We start from the raw sequence: 17,767 nt of genomic DNA, 5'->3' as shown, positions 1-17,767 counted from the left end.
CGGGAGAGTCCGCGCGAGACGGCGCTATGCGCGCTGCCTTATGCGCGCTGCACCGCGCCCACGCGACGAGACGCCTCCGCCAGAGCAGACTCGCGTGCTTCCGAAGCTTCTTCCTCCGTCAACGTCCGGTCCACGGCGCGGAAGCGCATGCTGAACGTCAACGAGCGCTTGTCGGCACCCACGACCTCCGACTGGTACACGTCGAACAGGCGAATCTCCTCCAGGAGCTCCCCGGCGCCCTCACGGAGGGCATCCTCCACATCCTGCGCCGGCGTGGATGCATCCACCACAACCGCCAGATCCTGCAGCACCGCCGGGAAGCTGGACAGCACCGGACGGGGGAACTTCTCCTCCAGTGGCAGCAGATCCGCGTTCAGCTCCATCGCTACGGTACGGGCAGGGATCTGCGCGCGCTCACACACCTGAGGATGCAGCTCACCGGCATGGCCCACCACGGTATCTCCCACCAGGATCTCCGCGCAGCGTCCTGGGTGCCACGGCAGGTACTCCGCGTTACGGAAGCTAAACTCCACGCCCGCAGCGCGTCCCACCACGCGTGCCGCCTCAATGGCATCGGCAGCCTCAAACGGCACCGCGGAACCCCACGTACCCTGCAGTTGGCGCTGACCCGAGGCAATCATCGCAACGTGCAACGGCTGCTCCGGCAGGGACTCCAGCAGGGAGCGCAGCTCCTCATCCTCTGGCCGCTGCGTAACCGAGAGCATCGGAGACTTCTGCTCCGCCTGAGTTGGACGGGATACCTGCTCCACGCCGTACAGCGCCACATCGCGCTGACCACGCGTCACATTGCGGCGCAAAGAATCAATCATGGACGGAAGCAAAGTGGTACCGATGGTTGCGTAATCCGCCTCCAGCGGGTTCAACACCTTCACGGCAACACGACGCGGGTCCTCGTCCTCCAAGCCCCACACGTCGAACACATCGTTGGCGATAAACGGAGTAGGAAGAATCTCCGCATAGCCCGCCCACGCCAGCGCGTGGTTGACGCTGCGACGCATACGCTGACGTGGGGTGTAGCCACGTCCAGCCGGCGCAGTAGGAACAATCGACGGGATATCCTCCAGGCCCTGCAAGCGCAGAACCTCTTCCACCAGGTCAGCCGGCATCGTCAGATCTGGACGCCAGGATGGTGGGGTCACCTCGATCTCACGCGCACCCAGGCCATCGCGGTGGCCGGTCTCGCGAACGGTACAGCCCACCTCGCGGAGGCGAGAAATAGTGGTTCCATCCGGGTACACCATGCCGGCGGTGCGGCCCGGGCGGGAGGTGTGCATCAGGATCTGCGGCATCTCTGGCGCAGATCCCACCACCGTGCGGCCTTCCACAACCTCACCGCCGGCAATCTGTGCCAGAAGGGCGACGGCAAAGTCCAGTGCCTCATTAATGACCTGCGGGTCCGTGCCGCGCTCGAAGCGGCGAGACGCCTCCGAGGACAACTTGTGCCGGCGGCACGTGCGCGCCACCGTGATCTGATCCCAGTGCGCCGCCTCGAACAGGACGTCCACGGTCTCATCCGAGATCTCGGACGTGGAGCCGCCCATCACGCCCGCCATGGACTGGATGCCATTATCATCGCAGATCACCACGTCTTCGGCATCCAGGGTGCGTTCCACCCCATCCAAAGTGGTGAGCTTCTCCCCCGCCTCAGCGCGGCGCACGTGCAATCCGCCCTGAACCTTCGCCGCGTCGAAGGCATGCATCGGCTGGCCCAGCAGGAACATCACATAGTTCGTCACGTCGGTCGCAGCATTGACCGGACGCTGACCACACAGCATCAGCTCACGCTGCATCCACAGTGGAGACTCGGCCGTTGGGTCGATCCCCACCACCTTGCGCATACCGAACACGGAGCACCCGGTGTTGTCGTCCACGGACACATCGTAGATCTCTCCGTCGGTACCCGGCAGACCCGCAAACAGATCGTTACTGAGTGCCGCCGCCGACGGATCCGTCGCAGGATCGCGGAACTGCAACGCGAAGCTGGAGCCCAGCTCGCGGGCCAGACCGCGAGCGCTCAACGCGTAGCCGCGGTCCGGCGTGATGTTGACATCAAACACGGTGTCATCCAGCCCCAGAATCCCACGAGCGTCATCACCGACGGACAGCCCGTGGTCCGCAAGCTCGGCGTCGGAAATGGTAATAATCCCGGCGGACTGCTGCGTCAGGCCCAGCTCGGCGGCGGAGCACATCATTCCCTCGGAGATCTTCCCATAGGTTTTGCGCGCAGAAATCTCGAAATTGCCCGGCAATACACTGCCTGGAAGCACCACGACAACGTTATCGCCCTCGCCAAAGTTCCGGGCACCGCAAATGATGTGCTGCAGCTCGCCCGTACCATTGGCCTGCCCCACGTTCACATCGCAGTAGCGGATCGGCTTCTTAAAGCCCTCCAGCTCCTCGATGCTCTCCACGCGGCCGATGCACAGCACGCCGGTGGTTTCCGGGAGCGCCTCGTAGCCCTCCGTCTCGAAACCTACCTTCACGAAGCCAGCATCGAACTCCTCGCTCGACACAGACCATCCAGGGTTTGCGGTCTGCAGGATCCTGGTCAGCCAAGACTGGGAAATCAGCATGTTGTTCTTAATTCCTTTTCTTTTACCCTGCGAAGATCTACGTTCGCCTAGGACTATCCTCGGACACCAAAGGGAAGAGTGAAACGAACATCTCCCTCCACCATGTCACGCATGTCCGGCAAACCATTACGGAATTGCAGGGTGCGCTCGATGCCCATTCCGAAGGCAAAGCCCTGGTACTCATCGGGGTCAATGCCCGCCGCGGTCAGCACATTGGGGTTCACCATGCCGCAGCCGCCCCACTCGATCCATCCTGCGCCTCCCTTCTTGTTCGGGAACCACACGTCCACCTCCGCAGAAGGCTCCGTGAACGGGAAGTAGTTCGGACGGATGCGCGTCTTGGTCTCCGGCCCGAACAGCGTCTTTGCCAGGTGATCCAGCGTGCCCTTGAGATGAGCCATCGTCAGGCCCTTGTCCACGGCCAGCCCTTCCACCTGGTGGAACACGGGAGTGTGCGTGGCATCCAACTCGTCAGTGCGGAACACGCGGCCCGGGCAGGCGATGTAGATGGGAACCTCGCGGTCCAGCATCGTGCGCATCTGCACCGGCGAAGTGTGCGTGCGCAGCACCTGCGAGGAACCCGCGGGCGCGATGTGGAACGTGTCCTGCAGCGTACGCGCCGGGTGGTCCGGGATGAAGTTCAGAGAGTCGAAGTTGAAGTATTCCGCCTCCACCTCAGGGCCATCGGCAATCTCCCAGCCCATGCCCACGAAAATGTCCGCGATCTGCTCGGACAAGATCGTGATGGGGTGCTGCGCGCCCACCTGACCGCGCGTGGTTGGCTGCGTCACGTCGATGCGCTCGGCCTTGAGCACTTCCTCGTTGCGCTTAATCTCCAGAGCTTCCTTGGCCACCGCGTAGGCCTTCTCCACGCGCCCACGAGCCATGTTAACTATGCGGCCTGCATCTTTACGCTGGTCTTTCGGCAGTGAGCCGAGGCGTCGACGAGCAGCGGGGATGGGAGCCTCATCACCCAGGTGTTTGCGCCGAGCCGTGGCCAGCTGATCCAAATCCTCAGCGGCGGAAAACGCCTGTTCGGCCTGTTCAGCGGCGGCATTTAGGCTGGCTTCGGTCAACTCGACGTCGTGAGCATCTCCGGAATCAGTCACTGATTCAGACACGTTAGTGGGCTCCTCATCTGGCACATAGGCGTTAGGACATTATTAACGAAATAATCATACCCGCTGGGCATCACAGACGCTCAGACGAGGGGGTCCAAGGCGGCATGATCGTCGCCGTCGTCGCCCGAACTCAAGGCCTTCGCGGATTCATAGAGACATATCGACGCCGCCGTCGCGAGGTTCAGCGATTCCGCCCGTCCCCGGATGGGGATGCGCACGCGCACGTCTGCCTCTGCAAGAAGTTCCTCACCGAGCCCATGGGCTTCGTTGCCGAACAGCCATGCGGTGGGCTTGGACAACAGATCGCCGGCGTGGTCGAGGCTCACCTCCCCATCGGCCGACGTGGCCACAATCTGCAGACCATGCGCCCGCAGGCGGCCCAGGACGTCCTTGATGCCGGTGTGGCGCGCGACGGGCAGATGGAACAGGGATCCAGCAGTGGAACGCACAGCCTTGGGAGATTGCGGATCGACTGACTCACCGGCAAAAATGCAGGCATCGGCACCCATCGCGTCGGCGACGCGGATGAGCGTGCCGGCGTTTCCGGGATCATTGGTTTCAACGGGAACGCTGACGAGCTGCGGCCGACCCGCCAAGGCCTTGTCCACGCTCCACAACACAGGCTTGCACACGGCGAAAATGCCAGTGGTGTGCACGGTATCCGAGAGGTGCTTCGCGGCACGCTCAGTGATGAAATGAGTGTAGATGTTGAGGTACTTCGCGCTGCGCACGATGGGCTCGAAGCGCTCGGCTGCGGCTTCGGTGAGAAAGAGATCGGTGGCGGAGCCGGTGGCTACGGCGGCTTCTACCGAGTTCTCCCCTTCCGCCAGGAAGGCCCCCATTTTTCTGCGGGCTGCGGCGCGGTGAAGCTTTGCGGCTTTCACCACTCGTGGTGTTCGCTCCGTGAACAGCTCTGTCTCAGACATGCTCTCTACTGTACTGGACATGTGGTTCGTTCCATACCGAGCCCATGATGCACGAAACCCCGCGTCGGACGGCACGAAATGCCGACCCGAGGCGGGGTGTATTCCTCGCTGACTCTTACTGGGCAGCTGGAGCGTTCACGTCCTCTGGCAGAGCTGCCTTGGCAGCGTCGCACAGAGCGGTGAATGCGTCGAAGTCGTTGACAGCCAACTCAGCCAGGATCTTGCGGTCAACCTCGATCTCGGCCAGGCGCAGACCCTGGATCAGGCGGTTGTAGGTGATGCCGTTCTGGCGTGCACCTGCGTTGATGCGCTGGATCCACAGCTTGCGGAAGTCGCCCTTACGAGCGCGACGGTCGCGGAACTCGTAGGTCTTGGAGTGGAGCATCTGCTCCTTAGCCTTGCGGTACAGGCGGGAGCGCTGACCACGGTAGCCCTTTGCGGAGTTGAGTACTTCGCGACGCTTCTTCTTAGCGTTCACTGAGCGCTTGACACGTGCCACGGTGATACGTCCTTTACTTAGTTGTGTGGTTCTAGTGGGGCAGTTTCTTTACTGGGGTCTAGTGAAGAGGCGATTAAGCCTTACCCAGCAGACGCTTGATGCGCTTGGTGTCCGCAGGGGCTACATCCTCGGTGCCCTTCAGACGACGAGTACGACGGGAAGGCTTGCCCTCCAGCAAGTGACGGCGGTTAGCCTGCTCGCGGCGCAGTTTACCGGAGCCGGTGATCTTCACGCGCTTAGCGGTGCCCTTGTGAGTCTTCTGCTTCATGTTGGTGAAATCCTCAATTAATTAGTCGAGTGGTGACCAGAGATCTGATCGGAACTACTTACTTCTTGCCCTTGCGGACTGGGCCAAGAACCATCGTCATGTTGCGGCCGTCTTGCTTGGCGCGGGTCTCCACAACGCCGTGTTCTTGCACGTCGTTGGCGAGGCGCTCCAGCAGACGGAAGCCCAGCTCGGGACGGGATTGCTCACGTCCGCGGAACATGATGGTGACCTTGACCTTGGAGCCCTTATCGAGGAACCGCACTACGTTGTTCTTCTTGGTTTCGTAGTCGTGGTCGTCAATCTTCGGGCGGAACTTCTGCTCCTTCACCACAGTCTGCTGCTGGTTCTTACGAGACTCGCGGGCCTTTTGAGCCTGCTCGTATTTGAACTTGCCGTAGTCCATGATCTTCGCCACGGGCGGCTTTGCGTTCGGGGCGACCTCAACAAGATCGAGGTCTGCTTCATAGGCCAGCTTGCGTGCGTCGTCGGTCTTGACGATGCCAACCTGTTCTCCGCCTGGACCGACGAGTCGGACCTCAGGGACTCGGATTCGGTCGTTGATGCGAGCTTCAGCGCTAATGTGAACTCCTCAGTAGCAGTGGTTACATGTGTTACCGCTTTTCTGAAAAGTAATGAATCCCCCCATGCACGATGCTTTCTGCGATGACTCGCCATCCATGGCGACATGCGCACGAATATGCATGGTTTACCTGAGCCCAAGTCCAATCCGACTGTCCGGTGGTGGTCACGAGGTGGGAGAAACTCCACTTTGCAGTCAAGAGCTGTATCGATATTTTCAGTCGAATCTCGAACAGATCTTGAACGGTAGTGCCGATAGTGTAGCACCCCTGCCTACTCTAAACAAATTACCCCTGGTCATTTCTCCAGCGATTCAGCTATGATCCCTCTCAAAACTATTTCACACGCGTCGTGTCTAAGGGGGACACATGAACACTAGTGAATCCACGACCACTGCCACAACCGATCAGATACTTCGAGACATCAGCAGGATTCTCAAGGCCAACAGCACGGCCCAGTCACAACTAGCCGTTCGCATTGATCGCTTTATCCGTGCTCAGTCCACGCTCGCTGCCGATCAGTCTGCGGCTGCTGAACCTCAACCCGCAACTGTCACACCGCAGCCCGTGTCCGTTACGCCGCAGCCCGCAGCTGCACCCAGCGAACCCGCTCAATCCATCGCGCGCCCGCCGCGGGGACTTCCGGCGTTTCCTCAATCCCATTCTTCGACGCCCACCTCTCTCCCCTCTCGCCGCACACCAGGAGGCGGGGGCTCTGTGTTCCACAGGCCGCCTGCCGGTGCGTCTGTGCAGCCATCGAGCACCACCGGCGCAGTCGGCCATCGTTTTCCTCGCCGGAGCATAGAGTTCAACACCACTCGTATTCTGGCGATCTTCGGGTCCATCATCACCATCATCGGTCTGGTCTTTTGCGCAGCCCTTGCCTTGGCGTCCGGGTTCATCACTCCGCAGATGATGGTGTGTCTCGCGGGAGTTCTGTGCGCTGCTTTCATCGCTGCGGGCGTGGTGACGCACGCCCGCAAGATGCCGGATGTTCTGGCGCCGAGCCTTGTCATCGTCGGCGTGATGGGTGGCCTGGTCGATGTGTGGATTGCTGTGTACGGCATTGAGTGGCTGACACCCGAAGTGGGTGCGGTTCTCATCAGCGGGATCTGCGCCCTCGGTACTGCGTTGGCGTTTGTGTGGAAGCACGAGACTCTCGCGGTCATCGTCACAGCTCTATCGCCGATCTTTATCGTTCCCATTGCCCTCATGGTTCTGGCCGAGGGGCACTTCACGGTGCCGCAGAGTATGTACTTTTCAGCATCGGTGGCGCTCAGCGCGCTGATCGGCTTTGCCGCTCGGTGGGGTCACGCATGGAAAAATCTGAATATCACGGCCACGATTGTGTACGTGGCCGGCATGGTCCTGGCACTGTCCAGCGTGCCAACTCTCTTTGTTCTGGGCTCCTTGGCGTTGATTATTCTCACCGTTCTGGCGTTCCGCTCGGAGGAATTGCCTGCACGGGACAGCGCATTCACCACAATCGCTATCACGGTCACACCGGTAGCTCTCCTGGTGCTCGAGGAACCTCTGGCGGCAGTGATCTATGCGCTGGTTGCCTCTACTTTTTCCACCGCGATCACCATGATCGCCGTCAATAGCCCGCAGGCACATGAGCGATGCGTGTCTCTGGCGCTGGCCATGAACCTGGGCGGCTTGGCTACGGCACTGGTGGTGAACTTTTACTCTCAGCCGTTCACCAGTCCGCTGTCCATCCTGTCCGGAGTGGGAGTGGCGGCCCTCACCTCGGTTCTTGTCGCTGTTCGAGCTAGGGTTCCGCATGCCCTGGTGGTGTATTGCCTCATCGCTGTGGTGATCACTGCCTACCCACACGCACTCGCCTCGTGGTTCCACTACGAAGACACGCTACTCCCGGCCGCGCCCGTTGTTCTGGTGGCCACCTCAGTGGCGTTGGCCTATGCGGCGGTTCACTGGAAGAGCCTCATCACCTTGAACCAGCCCGCGCCCATCATGGCTGGCTTTGTCGCACTCGTTACGAGTTCCGCGTGCATTCCAGCGCTGTTTCAGCTGGTCCACAACGGTCACATGAGCTTCATGCTGGCACACACCGTCATTTCGCTTCTGTGGATTGTGCTAGGAATTGTGGTTCTGCATCGCGGTGTCACCTCGACTGGCCTCGGGGTCATCGTGGTTGCATTCCTGAAGTTGATCTTCTGGGATCTTTCGGTGCTGGGTGGCGTGGTTCAGGTCATCGCGTTCATTGCCTGCGGTTCGCTGCTCTTGCTGGCAGCGGGCTTACGCGAACGGCATCAACACTCATCCCCTCAAAAATAGGTGGCACGTCAACTAATCCGTCGGTACAGTCGAAAATATGACTACATCAACGAAGAAGGTTCTGTACATCGGTGGCCACGGAAAGATTGGACTGCTGTCCACCAAGAAACTCTCTGCGCAGGGCCACGAGGTTCACTCCCTCGTGCGCAATCCTGACTACACCGCCGACATCAACGAAGTCGGCGGCGAGGTTGTGCTGGCTGACATCACCAAGCTCAGCGTAGAGGAATGGGCTGACCTCCTGACGTCCTTCGATGATGTTATCTGGGGAGCCGGCAACGGTGGCCGCGGTGGCGCGGACGTCACCTGGGCCGTTGACCGCGACGGCGCCCTCGCCACCATCGAGGCCTTGGAGAAGCTCCAGTCCGAGGGCCGCCACGTACCGCGGTACTTCATGATTTCTTACCTCGGCGCCACCACGAACACGGCTGAGGAATCCTCCGAATCCTGGTACGCCTACGTGGAGTCCAAGAAGGCTGTGGACCTTCGCCTGGCCGAAACCTCGCTGCCCTACTTCATCCTGGGTCCTGCAACCTTGACAGATGAGGACGCTGCAGGCATCACCGTCCTGCCACAGCCTCTGAACAAGGATGCTCTTCCGGAGGAATCTCAGGTGAAGACCTCCCGTGAGCTCGTAGCCGACGTGGTGACCGAGCTGGTGGGCCGCGATGAGTTTCCATCCCAGAGCCCACTGGAGTTCATCGACGGTGAGGACGCGGTGTCCAGCATCTAGACACTCCCCACGCCACCGGGCGCCCCTACTCCCCTAGCTTTCCGCTCAGCAGATCCAGACGGCGTTGGGACTCCCCGTCGAGTCCCTTCATCTCTACGCTCAGGTCTCGCTGAGCGTATTTTCTATGCACGCTATCCAGCGTCGCCACGGTAGACGCATCCCAAATCTCTGCCATGGTCAAATCAATAATCACCTGATCCACGCCGCTGAGCTGGTCCTCGGCGTACTCGAAGGAGTACACCAGGTCGTTCGATGATGCGAAAAAGAGCTGCCCCGTGACTTCATAAGTAACGACGCCGGGCTCACCCTCATCCACGCGTCTCTCCACCGTCACGAGGTGTGCAATCCGACGGGCGAACGCCACCATAGCGGTGAGCACACCACAGAACACCCCGATGGCCAGATTGTCCGTCAGCAACGTCGCCGCCACGGTGATCAGCATCACCAGCGTTTCGGACAGCGGCATCTGCTTCAGAGTGGTCGGCGCGATCGAATGCCAGTTGATGGTGGTTCCTGCAACGATGATCATGACGGCCACGAGGGCGGCCATGGGAATCCGGCCGACGGTGTCGCCAAGCAGGAGAATGAGGACGAGGAGGAATACTCCACCCATGAACGTGGACAGACGCGTGCGCGCCTGAGCGCTCTTGACGTTAATCATGGTCTGGCCGATCATGGCGCACACACCAATGCCGCCGATCAGGGCAGACAAGATATTTCCCACGCCCTGCCCGTAGGATTCACGGGTCTTATCGGAGTGAACGTCCGTGATGTCATCCACCAGTTTCGCGGTGAGCAGGGACTCCAGTAGTCCCACCAGCGCCACACCCACGACGTACGGTGCCAGCACCGACAGGGTGTCCAGGGTGAGGGGAACATCCGGAAGGAACAAGCCCGGCAGCGAGGTGGGCAGCTCCCCTTGGTCCGCCACATCTGGCACGTTCCATCCGAAGGCCCACACGGCTCCTGTCAGGATGAAGATCGTGACCAGCGGCGCGGGAATGACCGTGGTCAGACGCGGCAGTCCCAACATGATGACCAGCCCCACCGCCACGAGCGCGTAGACCAGCCAGGGCACGTCGATGAGGTGATCCATCTGTGCGGTCAGCATGAGGATGCCCAGCGCGTTCACAAAGCCCAGCATCACACTACGGGGAATGAAGCGCATCAGCTTGGCCACTCCGACAGCAGACAAAATGACCTGCAACGCTCCGGCAAGGAGCACCGCGGCGACAACGTAGTCCACTCCGTGGCTGGCAGACAGTGGGGCGATCACCACGGCCACGGATCCCGCGGCGGCAGACACCATGGCCGGTCGGCCTCCCGTGAAGGCGATGGACATCATCATGATCACGGAGGCGAAGAGCCCAACCTTGGGATCCATCCCGGCCAGAATGGAGAAGCTCAACACCTCAGGGATCAAGGCCAGGGCAACCGCCAGACCGCCGAAGAGTTCCTTCCGGATCCGCGAGGGCGAACTTACGGCATAGCCAAATGAACTCACGATCCCGGTGGGAGCTGGACCTTCTTCGTGGGAGCCTCGCTGAATCGCGTGTGTATCCAGCGCGTCCACCTATGCGTTCTCCTTGTCTCGTGCGCGGTCATCCGTGCGCTCCTCCGTGTGGGACTTCTCCAGCAGAGGGCGGAGGTAGTGACCTGTGTAGGAACCCTCCACGCGGGCCACGTACTCCGGAGTTCCCTCGGCCACCACGGTGCCTCCACCGGATCCTCCCTCGGGACCCATGTCCACAATCCAGTCTGCAGCCTTGATGACATCCAGGTTGTGCTCGATGATGAGCACGCTGTTGCCCTTGTCCACCAGCCCCTGGATCACCAGCATTAGTTTCCGGATGTCCTCAAAATGCAGGCCCGTGGTGGGCTCATCCAGGATGTAGATGGTGCGGCCGTTCGAGCGCTTCTGCAATTCGGCGGCCAGCTTCACGCGCTGCGCCTCACCACCGGACAGCGTGGTGGCGGCCTGTCCCAGACGGACATAGCCCAAGCCCACATCCACCAACGTATTGAGGTAGCGAGAGATGGACGTAACGGGTTCAAAGAACTCCGCGGCGTCGGTGATCGGAAGGTCCAGAACCTCGGCGATGTTCTTGCCCTTGTATGTGACTTCCAGCGTCTCGCGGTTATAGCGAGCACCCTGGCACACCTCACACGGCACGTACACATCCGGCAGGAAGTTCATCTCGATCTTCAGCGTTCCGTCGCCGTGGCAGGCCTCGCAGCGCCCACCCTTGACGTTAAAGGAGAAGCGTCCCGGACCGTATCCACGAACTTTCGCTTCGGTGGTCTCCGCGAAGAGCTTGCGGATCTTATCGAACACGCCGGTGTACGTTGCCGGATTGGACCGCGGAGTACGTCCAATCGGACTTTGGTCCACCTGGACCAACTTGTCCAGGTGCTCCAGGCCGTCCACGCGCTTGTGGTGGCCAGGAACCACGCGGGAGCGATTCAGGTTGTTGGCCAACACCTTGGCCAGAATCCCATTGACCAGGGAGGACTTACCGGAACCAGACACGCCCGTGACCACGGTCAACACGCCCAGCGGGAAGGACACGTCCACGCCCTTGAGGTTGTTCTCCTCCGCGCCGCGCACCGAGAGCATCCGCTCACGATCCACCTCCCGGCGCGAAGAAGGAACCGCGAGCACCTTCTTCCCGGACAGGTAGTGGCCGGTCACCGACTCCTCGCACTCAAGAATTCCAGCCGGGGCGCCCTGGTAGACCACTTCACCACCAAACTCACCGGCGCGCGGCCCGATGTCCACGAGCCAGTCGGCGGTGCGGATCGTGTCCTCATCATGCTCCACCACGATCAGGGTGTTACCCAGGTCGCGCAGATGCTCCAGGGTGTGGATCAGGCGTTCGTTGTCGCGCTGATGCAGACCGATCGACGGCTCATCCAACACGTACAGCACGCCGGCGAGGCCAGAGCCGATCTGCGTGGCCAGGCGAATGCGTTGTGCCTCGCCACCGGACAATGTCCCCGCTGATCGGGACATCGACAAATAGTTCAGACCCACGTCTAGCAGGAATCGAAGGCGAGCTTGAATCTCGCGCAGCACAGCACCCGCGATCATCTCCTCCCGTTTATTGAGTGTGAGGGAATTGAGGAACGCGCTGGCGTCGGAAATAGAAAGATCAGCAAGCTCCGCAATGCTCAAGCGGCGCTCCCCAGCGGCGATGGTGACGGCCAGCACCTCCGGCTTGAGGCGGGCGCCGCCACAGGAGCTGCAGGGCACCTCGCGCATGTAGGAGAGGTAGCGTTCCTTCGACGCCTCGGAGTCCGTCTGGTCCAGCTTGCGCGTCAGAAACGGCATCACGCCCTCGAACGGAGCGGTGTAGTTGCGCCCACGTCCGTAGCGATTGCGGAAGTTCACCGTGATCTTCGTGGAATGGCCCTTCAAAATAGCCTTCTTGTGGGCAGCGGACAGGTCCGAGTACGGAGCCTTCGGATCAAAGCCCAGCTCCTTGCCCAAGGCCGCGAGGAGCTTCTCGAAGTATTTGGAGTTCGGGGAACCCGCCCACGGTGCAATGGCCTTATTCAGTGGGGCATCCTCGTCCGGGATGACCAGTTTCTCATCCACTTCCAGGGCCGTGCCCAACCCGTCGCAGGTGGGGCAGGCACCATAAGGCGAGTTGAAGGAAAACGTCCTGGGCTCCAGCTCGTCCAGCGCCAAGGCGTGGCCGTTGGGGCAGGCCATCTTTTCGGAGAAACGACGGTAGCGGACCGGATCCTTCTCATCCAGGCTCACGAAGTCCAGCACCACAATTCCATCGGCGAGGTTCAGTGCCGTTTCGATGGAATCCGTCAGGCGCTGCTTCTGGCTAGGTTTGACCTGAAGACGATCCACCACCACGTCGATATCGTGCTTGACCTGCTTTTCCAGCTTCGGCGGGTTCGAGAGTTGATGGACCTCGCCATCCACCTTCACGCGGGAATAGCCCTGGGACGCCAGGTCCTCGAAGAGATCCACAAACTCGCCCTTGCGGGTACGCACCACGGGGGCCAGCACCTGGAACTTCAGCCCCTCCTCCATCTGAAGGATCTGATCCACGATCTCCTGGGGAGTCTGGCGCTGAATCACCTCGCCACACTGGGGGCAGTGCGGCGTGCCGGTGCGTGCGTAGAGCAGACGTAGATAGTCGAAGATCTCCGTCACGGTGCCCACGGTGGACCGAGGGTTGCGGTTCGTGGACTTCTGATCGATGGAGACCGCTGGGGACAGCCCTTCGATCAGCTCTACGTCCGGCTTATCCATCCGCCCGAGGAACATGCGGGCGTAGGAGCTTAAGGACTCAACATACCGACGCTGACCTTCGGCAAAAATTGTGTCAAAGGCCAGGGAGGACTTACCCGATCCGGACAAGCCGGTGAAGACAATCATCTTGTCACGAGGCAGGTCGATGTCCACGCCTTTGAGGTTATGCTCACGTGCTCCGCGCACAATTAGCTGATCAGCCACAGTAAATCAGTATCCAAACTATCGTTATCGGCATCGGAAGTTAATTGAACACCTATTCTACTCAAACCTCCGACATTCGCCCCAACGCCGCAAGAGCGCACGATGCGTAGGGTGGTCACTATGAGCACTACGCACCCAGAATTCTTTCACATCTCCGTGGGCAGCATGGACAACAACTGCTGGCTGATCTGCATGGGCGGAGACGCTCTGCTGATTGATGCCGCCACCGATGCCCCCGCACTGCTGGAGTTGGCGCGCGAGCATGACGTAACCATCACCGACGTCCTCACCACGCATCGCCATGCCGACCATGTGCAGGCCTTGGCGGAGGTGCTGCAGCATACTGATGCGCGCCACCATGCCCCGAGACTCGACGCCCCAGCGCTGCCCTCCCCAGCCGATCGAACCTATGGCACGGACTCCGGGGAGACGCAACCCCTGGATCTTGCGAGCAGTGCCTTGAATACATTGGACCTCCAGGTCGTGGAGCTTCGTGGCCACACCCCGGGTGGCCTTGCCGTTCTCCATCTGGACAAGCAGCAGCCCCAGGCATGGGTGGGCGATTCCGTCTTCCCGGGAGGAGTGGGCAAGACAACGTCCGACAAGGACTTCACGCAATTGCTGAGTGACGTGGAGGAGCGGATCTTCACTCTTCCCGACAACACCCTTCTGCATCCTGGGCACGGCAACTCCACCACGGTGGGCGCGGAGAAGCCTCATGTGGACGAGTGGCGCGAGCGCGGCTGGTAAATCGGACGGGACGAGAACGCGTCTTCGAAGGCGCCACCGTCGGCGCCCTCCTAGACGCCACTGTTGTCAGCACAATCCTCCCCTTGCCGCGCGAAAAGTGCACGTGAGAGGGGTGAAGCTGCACGGCGGAAGCTTTTTCGGTATTAGTTGATAGCAGACTAAAAACACCACGAAGGGTTAGGACTACATATGATCCGCAAGATTGCTCATACTCTGGTCGCCTCGGCATTCATCGTCGACGGTGTGCAGACTCTGCGCAACCCCAAGGAGCACGCTGGCGAAGCCAAGGCCGTCATCGGACCTGTGCGCTCCGTTCTGCCTCCTCAGTACGCCAAGGCCATCCCTACCGACGGCCCAACCCAGGCACGCATCCTGGGAGGCACGAAGGTAGCCGCCAGCGCACTGGTGGCAACGAACAAGGCCCCACGCTTGGGCGCGTTGGTTCTGGCTGCAATCCAGATCCCCACCACCCTGAACCGCAATGCCTTCTGGAGCGAGAGCGACAAGAACAAGAAGCAGCAGAAGCAGACCGGCTTCTTGACGGACGCCACCTTGCTGGGTGGACTGCTGGTAACCAGCATGGACACCCAGGGCAAGCCGTCCGTGGCATGGCGCGTAAAGAAGGCCATGCCAGGTAAGTCCGAGCAGGAAAAGATGCTGGCTAACGCCCAGGACCGCTCCAAGGAACTAGCGGAGACCGCACAGGCACAGGCATCTGACTTCTTCGGAACCGCGAAGGAGAAGGTCGCCGAGGTTGCACAGACCGTCTCCGAGTACGTGGACGACAACAAGGATGACTGGAAGGAGTCCGCACTGGACTTCCGCGACCAGGCTGCGGAGAAGGCCTCCGAGCTGCGTGACCAGGCCGCTGACTTCGGCAGCCAAGCATCCGCCTACGCCCAGGAGCAGGGCAAGGCCGCCCGCGAGCGCGCTCAGGAAGCTCAGAAGCAGGGCCGCAAGGAACTGAAGAAGGCCCGCAAGGAGGCCAAGAAGCGTTCCAAGAAGGCGCGCAAGCAGGCTAAGAAGGCTGCAAAGAAGTACAACTTCTAAAGCACACACCTTCTCCCGCGCTCGCTGTTCCAGCACTCCCCCGGTCACCGAGAAGGTGACGACAAGTGGGAATGTATGCACCCCAGTCCGATGTTGACTGGGGTGCCAGTTTTTATCTTCCGCGAAAGGACATCGTTGAGCATCCACGAGGAACAACGCCACCTCGACCAGCTCCTGGCGCTGATTGCCACACGCCGGGACACATTGGAAGCACGTCTGAAAGACGTGCGCAAAGAAGCGGACATCGATGATCCTCAGGGGCTCATGATGCGCGACCGCGAGGCCGCGGATATTACAGCCCGGTTGCAAACCCTCACCGCCGCGGACGTGGGCCTGATGTTCGGTCGTATTGATGTGGAAGACCCCACGGACGACGACCCGGATAACCCGGTCATGATCGACGGCACTGTGGTCGACCGGCGTTACATCGGCCGCATTGGCGTCCACGACAACGACGAGGCGATGCGGACACTCCTCATGGATTGGCGCGCCCCGCAGGCCCGCCCCTTCTACCTGGCGACCACCCTGCACCCCCAAGGTGTTCATACGCGCCGCCACATCAAGACCCGTGGCCATAAGGTCATTTCCTCCAGCGACGAGACGCTCATTGCCCGCGGAACCTCCGCAGGAGACGCGGCCCTGGCAACGACAGGGGGCGGCGTCGGTCAGGAACAGGCATTGCTGGATGCGGTGAACGCAGCGCGCACTCCGCACATGCGCGACATCGTGGAGACCATCGCGGCGGAGCAGGACACGATTATCCGCAGCCCGTACCGCGGGGTGACGATTGTGCAGGGCGCGCCGGGCACGGGCAAGACCGCGGTGGCGCTCCATCGCGCGGCGTATCTGTTGTACACGTGGCGCGAGCAGCTGGCGAACACGGGTGTGCTTATTATTGGGCCGAATGCGCGCTTTTTGAATTACATTTCGCAGGTTCTTCCCTCGCTGGGAGAGACGGGTGTGGTGTTGGCTACTCCGGGGACATTACTGCCGGGTGTATCCACCATTCCTGAGGAGAATCTCCTGGCCCGTGAGGTCAAGGGCTCGGTGGAAATGGTCCACATTCTGGCATCGGCGGTAAAAACGTGGCAAACAGTGCCTGACGAGCCGCTGGAATTTGTGGTGGATGGCATTTCTCTGTCCCTAACTCCCGCACACGTACGCGCGGCTCGCACACGGGCGCGGCGTTCTCGTAAACCGCATAATCAGGCCCGCAGCATCTTTATCAATCACGCCTTGGACACCCTCACTGACCTGTTGGCCGAGCGCATCGGTGCGGATCCTTTGGGCGGACAGAATTTGCTCTCCGGGGCGGACAAGGCGCAGCTTCGGGATGACTTGGGCACCGAGCCCGATGTGGTGGAGGCCGTGGGCGAGCTGTGGCCGGAACTCACCCCAGAGAAGGTGCTCCGGCGCCTCTACACCGACCCCGACAACCTGGCCGAAGCAACCGCCGAGTACGACGAGTCCACGCGCGCCGGCCTCACCTCCGCCGGCCAGTGGACCGACGCTGACGCCCCGCTACTCGACGAGCTCTCCGACCTGCTGGGAGTTGTGGACAACGAGGAATCCGCCGAGGCTGAACGGGAGGAATGGCGCGAGGCCATCGCCGATGCCCAGGATGCGCTGGACATTCTGACGGGCTCGGCGTCCCAAGACTTGGATGATGGGTTCGATGCGGAAATCCTCATGGCGTATGACATTGTCGACGCCGAGGCTCTCGCCAAACGGCACACGTTACAGGAAAAGCGCACCACGGCCGAGCGCGCTGCTGCCGATATCCGGTGGGCTTTTGGTCATATCATTGTCGATGAAGCGCAGGAATTATCAGAAATGGCGTGGCGCATGGTGTTTCGCCGCAGTCCGAATAGGTGGATGACTCTTGTCGGTGATCCTGCGCAAACGGGTAATCCTGCCGGAGTGGATCAATGGTCACAGACCCTATCCCCCTTCGTAGGTGATCGGTGGAAACTCCACGAACTGACGGTCAATTACCGCACCCCGCGGGATATTTCCGAGGTGGCTAATTCTCTACTTGCCGATATTGCGCCGGATCAGGACGCCCCGGTGGCATTGCGAGAATCCGGAACTGATATTCGCCAGATTTCCGGACAAGAATTGTTCACTGCCTTGCCGGAGATTCGCCAGCGCGCCGGAGAAGGATTAGTGGGCGTTATTTCTGCCACATCCCAGGCCAGTTCCACGCTGGAATCGGCACTGCAAGAGCACGAGGTGGGAATAGACGAGCACGTTATTTTCTGTGATATTTCCGCCGCCAAGGGCCTGGAGTTCGACGAAGTTGTAGTGGTGGAGCCAGCCGAGTTCCTGGAGGCCAGCCCGCAGGGGCTCAACGATGTGTACGTAGCGCTGACGCGTGCAACCCAGGGCCTCACCATCGTCAACGATGGCGGATTTGAGTGGGACAACCTACCCCCAATTCACAGCTCCTAGCGCACAGCAACGAGTCCAGAGT

General features: G+C 60.9%; 13 protein-coding genes. 5 read left to right on the top strand and 8 right to left on the bottom strand.

Annotation, left to right across the window (positions count from 1 at the left end):
- Positions 1–38: 38 nt before the first annotated feature.
- The 6 genes from pheT to infC all read right to left on the bottom strand — a co-directional run bounded on the left by pheT (position 39) and on the right by infC (position 5,988).
- A complete protein-coding gene (pheT, locus tag IAU67_RS03815) occupies positions 39–2,594 on the bottom strand; it encodes a phenylalanine--tRNA ligase subunit beta (protein ID WP_151843157.1) in 2,556 nt (851 codons plus the stop codon).
- 53 nt (positions 2,595–2,647) lie between these two features.
- A complete protein-coding gene (pheS, locus tag IAU67_RS03810) occupies positions 2,648–3,703 on the bottom strand; it encodes a phenylalanine--tRNA ligase subunit alpha (protein ID WP_151843188.1) in 1,056 nt (351 codons plus the stop codon).
- A 92-nt stretch (positions 3,704–3,795) separates the two neighbouring features.
- The gene (locus tag IAU67_RS03805; RefSeq protein WP_187767961.1) at positions 3,796–4,641 is read right to left on the bottom strand and encodes a TrmH family RNA methyltransferase; all 846 of its coding nucleotides are present in this window, start codon (positions 4,639–4,641) and stop codon (positions 3,796–3,798) included.
- A 115-nt stretch (positions 4,642–4,756) separates the two neighbouring features.
- Entirely contained in the window at positions 4,757–5,140 is a 384-nt protein-coding gene (gene rplT, locus IAU67_RS03800) for a 50S ribosomal protein L20 (protein WP_151843155.1), read from the bottom strand.
- A 73-nt stretch (positions 5,141–5,213) separates the two neighbouring features.
- A complete protein-coding gene (gene rpmI / locus IAU67_RS03795) occupies positions 5,214–5,408 on the bottom strand; it encodes a 50S ribosomal protein L35 (RefSeq protein WP_151843154.1) in 195 nt (64 codons plus the stop codon).
- Between the two features lie 58 nt (positions 5,409–5,466).
- Positions 5,467–5,988, bottom strand: coding sequence for a translation initiation factor IF-3 (gene infC / locus IAU67_RS03790; RefSeq protein ID WP_151843153.1), 522 nt, complete (start codon positions 5,986–5,988; stop codon positions 5,467–5,469).
- 367 nt (positions 5,989–6,355) lie between these two features.
- On the opposite strand from infC, the gene IAU67_RS03785 reads away from it, so the two are divergent.
- Positions 6,356–8,284 (top strand): DUF2339 domain-containing protein, encoded by a 1,929-nt coding sequence (locus IAU67_RS03785; protein ID WP_151843152.1) that lies wholly within the window; start codon positions 6,356–6,358, stop codon positions 8,282–8,284.
- A 37-nt stretch (positions 8,285–8,321) separates the two neighbouring features.
- The gene (locus IAU67_RS03780; RefSeq protein ID WP_151843151.1) at positions 8,322–9,017 is read left to right on the top strand and encodes an NAD(P)H-binding protein; all 696 of its coding nucleotides are present in this window, start codon (positions 8,322–8,324) and stop codon (positions 9,015–9,017) included.
- A 25-nt stretch (positions 9,018–9,042) separates the two neighbouring features.
- Here IAU67_RS03780 and IAU67_RS03775 read toward each other — a convergent pair whose 3' ends face one another.
- A complete protein-coding gene (locus IAU67_RS03775; RefSeq protein ID WP_225733041.1) occupies positions 9,043–10,590 on the bottom strand; it encodes a SulP family inorganic anion transporter in 1,548 nt (515 codons plus the stop codon).
- Complete coding sequence (gene uvrA / locus IAU67_RS03770) at positions 10,591–13,494, bottom strand: excinuclease ABC subunit UvrA (protein ID WP_151843150.1); 2,904 nt, start codon at positions 13,492–13,494, stop codon at positions 10,591–10,593.
- A 120-nt stretch (positions 13,495–13,614) separates the two neighbouring features.
- Between uvrA and IAU67_RS03765 the strand changes: the two genes are divergently transcribed.
- From IAU67_RS03765 to IAU67_RS03755, 3 genes are all read left to right on the top strand, one after another.
- Positions 13,615–14,244, top strand: a complete 630-nt coding sequence (locus IAU67_RS03765) for an MBL fold metallo-hydrolase (RefSeq protein ID WP_225723599.1) — start codon at positions 13,615–13,617, stop codon at positions 14,242–14,244.
- Positions 14,245–14,433: 189 nt separating this feature from the next.
- On the top strand, positions 14,434–15,294 hold the full coding sequence (locus IAU67_RS03760) for a DoxX family membrane protein (RefSeq protein WP_151843148.1): 861 nt from the start codon (positions 14,434–14,436) through the stop codon (positions 15,292–15,294).
- Between the two features lie 90 nt (positions 15,295–15,384).
- Positions 15,385–17,745 carry a HelD family protein gene (locus tag IAU67_RS03755; RefSeq protein WP_151843186.1) on the top strand — a complete coding sequence of 787 codons (2,361 nt, stop codon included), beginning with the start codon at positions 15,385–15,387 and terminating at the stop codon, positions 17,743–17,745.
- The last annotated feature ends 22 nt before the right edge of the window (positions 17,746–17,767 follow it).

This window comes from Corynebacterium zhongnanshanii (genome assembly GCF_014490575.1).
GTDB lineage: Bacteria > Actinomycetota > Actinomycetes > Mycobacteriales > Mycobacteriaceae > Corynebacterium > Corynebacterium zhongnanshanii.
Note: the sequence above shows the minus strand (reverse complement) of the source record. Positions and strands in the feature narration are given on the sequence as shown.